The organism is Mesorhizobium sp. M7A.F.Ca.CA.001.10.2.1 (assembly GCF_003998575.1).
Classification (GTDB): domain Bacteria; phylum Pseudomonadota; class Alphaproteobacteria; order Rhizobiales; family Rhizobiaceae; genus Mesorhizobium.
This window is the reverse complement of sequence record NZ_RZQY01000558.1, coordinates 1-4,123: the sequence shown is the minus strand read 5'-3', so window position 1 is coordinate 4,123 and position 4,123 is coordinate 1. Positions and strand designations below refer to the sequence as shown.

At 62.3% G+C, this 4,123-nt stretch carries 5 protein-coding genes; all 5 read right to left on the bottom strand.

Features of this window, described 5'->3' with window-relative positions; genetic code table 11:
* Window positions 1-46 precede the first annotated feature (46 nt).
* The gene (locus EN964_RS27205) at window positions 47-781 is read right to left on the bottom strand and encodes an isoprenyl transferase (RefSeq protein WP_023812930.1); all 735 of its coding nucleotides are present in this window, start codon (window positions 779-781) and stop codon (window positions 47-49) included.
* 34 nt (window positions 782-815) lie between these two features.
* A complete protein-coding gene (frr, locus tag EN964_RS27200) occupies window positions 816-1,370 on the bottom strand; it encodes a ribosome recycling factor (RefSeq protein ID WP_013531759.1) in 555 nt (184 codons plus the stop codon).
* Between the two features lie 100 nt (window positions 1,371-1,470).
* Complete coding sequence (gene pyrH / locus EN964_RS27195) at window positions 1,471-2,193, bottom strand: UMP kinase (RefSeq protein ID WP_013531760.1); 723 nt, start codon at window positions 2,191-2,193, stop codon at window positions 1,471-1,473.
* 138 nt (window positions 2,194-2,331) lie between these two features.
* Complete coding sequence (locus EN964_RS27190) at window positions 2,332-3,438, bottom strand: aldo/keto reductase (RefSeq protein WP_127270204.1); 1,107 nt, start codon at window positions 3,436-3,438, stop codon at window positions 2,332-2,334.
* A gap of 27 nt (window positions 3,439-3,465) precedes the next feature.
* Complete coding sequence (locus EN964_RS27185; protein WP_127270206.1) at window positions 3,466-4,002, bottom strand: nuclear transport factor 2 family protein; 537 nt, start codon at window positions 4,000-4,002, stop codon at window positions 3,466-3,468.
* Window positions 4,003-4,123 lie beyond the last annotated feature (121 nt).

Sequence of the window (4,123 nt, the reverse complement as noted above, 5' to 3'; positions counted from 1 at the left end):
ATGATGGCGAGCACGATCGCCGAAACGATACGCAGTTGAAGATTGCTCATCCCGCGGCCGGTCGCGAAGCGACGTCCTGGCCCCCAAGTCCGCCGAAACGGCGTTCGCGGCCAGCAAACTCACGCAAAGCTTCCGCAAGGTGCTCGCGGCTGAAGTCGGGCCAGTAGCAAGGCAGGAAGACGAGTTCGCTATAGGCGGCTTGCCACAGAAGGAAGTTCGACAGCCGGAGCTCGCCGCTGGTGCGAATGACCAGTTCCGGGTCGGGAATGCCTTGCGTATCGAGCGCGCCGGCAAAGCTTTCGGCTGATATCGCCTCGGCGTCGAGTTCGCCACGCGCCACGGCCGCCGCAAGCTTTTGTGCCGTACGAACGATTTCGTCTCGTCCGCCATAGTTGAAGGCGATCACCAGCGTCAGCGATTCGTTTGCGGCCGTCAGCGTTTCGGCCTCGTCGAGCAGTCCCCTGATATCAGACTGCAGCCCTGCCCGGTCACCGATGATTCTAACCCGCACACCGCTCTGGTGCAGTTCAGCAAGGTCACGGCGAATGAACATTTTCAAGAGGCCCATCAGGTCGCTGACCTCGGACTTCGGCCGCGACCAGTTCTCCGACGAGAAAGCATAGACGGTCAGGTAGGAAATGCCGAGCCCAGGTGCCGCGCGCACCGTCTTGCGCAGCGCCTCGACACCGGCACGGTGGCCCGCAAGACGGGGCATGCCGCGCGCCTTGGCCCAGCGTCCGTTTCCGTCCATGATGATCGCGACATGCGCGGGCGTTGCCATGTTCTCGCTTTCGGGTCAGCCGGCGGCCATGACCCTAAACCTGCATGATTTCAGCTTCCTTATCGGAAAGCAGGTGGTCGATGGTGCTGATCGTCTCGTCGGTAAGTTTCTGGACCTGGTCCGAGCGCTTGCGCTGATCGTCTTCGCTGATGTCGCCGTCTTTCTCCGCCTTCTTCAGGAAGTCCATGCCGTCGCGGCGCACATGGCGCGCGGCGACACGGGCATTCTCGGCGTAGGTGTGCGAGATCTTGACCAGTTCCTTGCGGCGCTGTTCGTTAAGTTCGGGAAGTGGAATCCTGAGGTTGGTGCCGTCTACGATCGGGTTGAACCCCAAATTGGATTCGCGGATCGCGCGGTCGACCGCGCCAACCATCGACTTGTCCCATACCGATACCGAGATCATGCGCGGCTCCGGCACCGAGACGTTGGCGACCTGATTGATCGGCATGGTGGTGCCGTAGGCCTGCACCTGGATCGCATCGAGCAGATTGCTGGAGGCGCGACCGGTCCGCAGCGAGGCCAGATCATGCTTGAACGCGGCAATGGCCCCATCCATGCGCCGCTTGAGATCGTCGTACTCACCACTCATCTTTATCTCCTCGACCCGTCTAATGCGGGCTCACTGCTTCGGGGCCGTCTTCGAATCGAACTTTCGAAAACCGGCTTCCCTTTTCGGGTCAGGCCGCCGATCAATCGTCCGCGACGACCGTGCAGCGGCCGCCGCCCCTCAGAATATCGCCGAAACCACCTTTTTCGTGGATCGAATAGACGATTATCGGAATGTTGTTTTCGCGCGCAAGTGCAATCGCAGCAGTATCCATGATGGAAAGGCCGCGATTTATGACTTCGCCATGGCTGATGCGCTCGAAACGCGTCGCATTCGGATCCTTCTTCGGGTCCGCCGAGTAGACGCCGTCGACCTGAGTGCCCTTGAACAGCGCGTCGGCGCCGATTTCAGCGGCGCGAAGGGCCGCGGCCGAATCAGTGGTGAAGAATGGATTGCCGGTGCCGCCGGCAAAGATCACCACCTTGCCCTGGTTCATGTAGGCGGTCGCCTGGCGCTGCGAAAAGCTCTCGCAAAGTTCGGGCATGGCGATCGCCGAAAGCACCACGGCGTCGACGCCGATCTTGTTCAACGACGTGCGCAGCGCCAGCGAGTTGATCACCGTGGCAAGCATGCCCATGTGGTCGCCGGTAACACGGTCGCCGCCCTTGGAGGCAACGGCCACGCCGCGAAAGATGTTGCCGCCGCCGATGACGACGCCGACCTCGATGCCCAATGCACGCGCCTCGGCGATGTCGCCGGCGATGCGATCCACCACTGACACGTCGATGCCGAAATGCTGCTCGCCCATCAACGCTTCGCCCGACGCTTTCAGCAAGACACGTCGGTAGAGGGGCTTCACCGTCATCTGGGCCTCTTCATTTGCATGTGGCGCGTTCCGGGTGGCTGCTCTCGCGCAGGCGCGCCACCGAAACAATGGCGTTCCGATACACGAAGGGCGCCGCGATGTCACGCGGCGCCCTTCCCGGAATTCTCTCGCCTTTTGTCAACTCACGCCGGCAAATGCACCTTCCATGAGCAGGTCAGGGAAATAGCCCGCAGGCTTGCAGCCGACGGCCTGGCCCCCGGTAAGGCCGCCCTGGATTTCCGGACCGAAGAACGAGTACGGGAACGGCGTGACCGGCAGGCTGACTGCGTCGAGCCTTGCCAGGAGCTCTTGGGGGATCTCGAAATCGAGCGCGCCGAGATTGTCCCTGAGCTGATCGAGCCTCGTCGCACCGATGATCACCGAAGCGACACCGGGCCGCGTTGCCGCCCAGTTCAAGGCGATTTGGGCCATGCCGCGGCCAAGCTCGCCGGCGGCCTTTTCCAGTTCGGCAACGATTGCCCAGTTGCGGTCGGTGAACTTCTGGAAGCCGGGATTGGTCGAACCGCGCATCGCCTCCAGCCTGCCGCCGGCGTTGCTGATTGTGTCTGAACGATATTTGCCGCTCAGCAAGCCGCTGGCCAGCGGGCTCCAGACCATGATGCCGGCGCCATAGCGCGTGCCGAAAGGCACGAATTCATGCTCTATGTTGCGCTCGACCAACGAATATTCGAGCTGCAGCGCCGAAACCGGTTCATAGCCGCGCTGCTCAGCGATGGACTGCGCCCTGCTCGCGTACCAGGCGGGGACGTCGGAGAGACCGACATGGCGAATCTTTCCGGCGCGCACCAGATCGTCCAGCGTTCGCATCACCTCTTCCGGTGAAGTCAGCCTGTCCCAGGCATGCAGGACATAGAGGTCGATATAATCGGTGCCGAGCCGCTTCAGCGAGCCTTCGACGGCGCGGATGATGTTCTTGCGGCCGTTGCCGCCGGCATTCGGATTGCCCTGCTCCAGATTCATGCTGAACTTGGTGCTGATCACCGCTCTGTCGCGCAGACCGCGTTCGGCTATGAACTCGCCAAGCCAGGTCTCGGAGGTGCCGCCGGTATAGGCATCGGCCGTATCGAAGAAATTGCCGCCTGCCTCGACATAGGCATCGACCAGGGCGCGGGCCGTCTCCTTGTCGGCGCCCCAGCCCCATTCGGTGCCGAAGGTCATGGTTCCGAGCGCCAGCCGGGTGACACGAAGCCCGCTGCTGCCAAGGGTGTAGAAGGGCATGGTCATGATGTCGCTCCGATCCTGATCCAATCTTCAATGCCGATCCTGTCCGGGGGTCGTCTTGACCCACGGGTTGCCGCGTTCATGCGTCATGCGGAATGTGAAGCCGTCCACGCTCCAGTCGGCTCCCGAACGGGTCAGGTGGTGTTCGTAGGTGCCCCAGACTTCCCATAGCGGTTCGCCATTGCCTTCCATCCGGTTCCAGGCGTAGCCGTTGGAGGAGACAGTCGCGGCGTCGCCGTCGATGGCGACCTGATGGTTGGTGCGCAGGTGCAGGCTGGTCTTGTTGCCCCTGAGGTTGGCGGCCCAGGTCCCGATCAGGTCGTCCGACGCGATGGTGGCCGCAGGCTGCCCACTCAGGCTGCTGAAGTCGACGGTGACGCGGTCGGCGAAGTAACTACGGGCGAGCCGCCAATCCTGGGCATCGACCGCGCGGTCGATGGCATCGGCGATGCGTATGACGGCGCGCTCATCGGCGAGCGTGATTTCAGGGGACGATTCGGCTCCGCCGGCATCGACCGGCGCCAGCGCGATACCCGCCGCGAAGGTGGCATACCTCAATGCATTCATGTCTCTTCTCCTTTGCGCATCGGCCCGTCGCCGGTTTGCTGGCGACAATGTGGGCCAACAGGCCGGCATCGAAAAGATTGCATTATTCGCATGGACTATGCGATATTATGCATGAATGGAT

Bases quoted from the DNA above. Each gene is read 5' to 3' on its own strand.
- EN964_RS27205 (WP_023812930.1), bottom strand. From the start codon at position 781: ATGGCAACGCCCGCGCATGTCGCGATCATCATGGACGGAAACGGACGC.
- frr (WP_013531759.1), bottom strand. From the start codon at position 1,370: ATGAGTGGTGAGTACGACGATCTCAAGCGGCGCATGGATGGGGCCATT.
- pyrH (WP_013531760.1), bottom strand. From the start codon at position 2,193: ATGACGGTGAAGCCCCTCTACCGACGTGTCTTGCTGAAAGCGTCGGGC.
- EN964_RS27190 (WP_127270204.1), bottom strand. From the start codon at position 3,438: ATGACCATGCCCTTCTACACCCTTGGCAGCAGCGGGCTTCGTGTCACC.
- EN964_RS27185 (WP_127270206.1), bottom strand. From the start codon at position 4,002: ATGAATGCATTGAGGTATGCCACCTTCGCGGCGGGTATCGCGCTGGCG.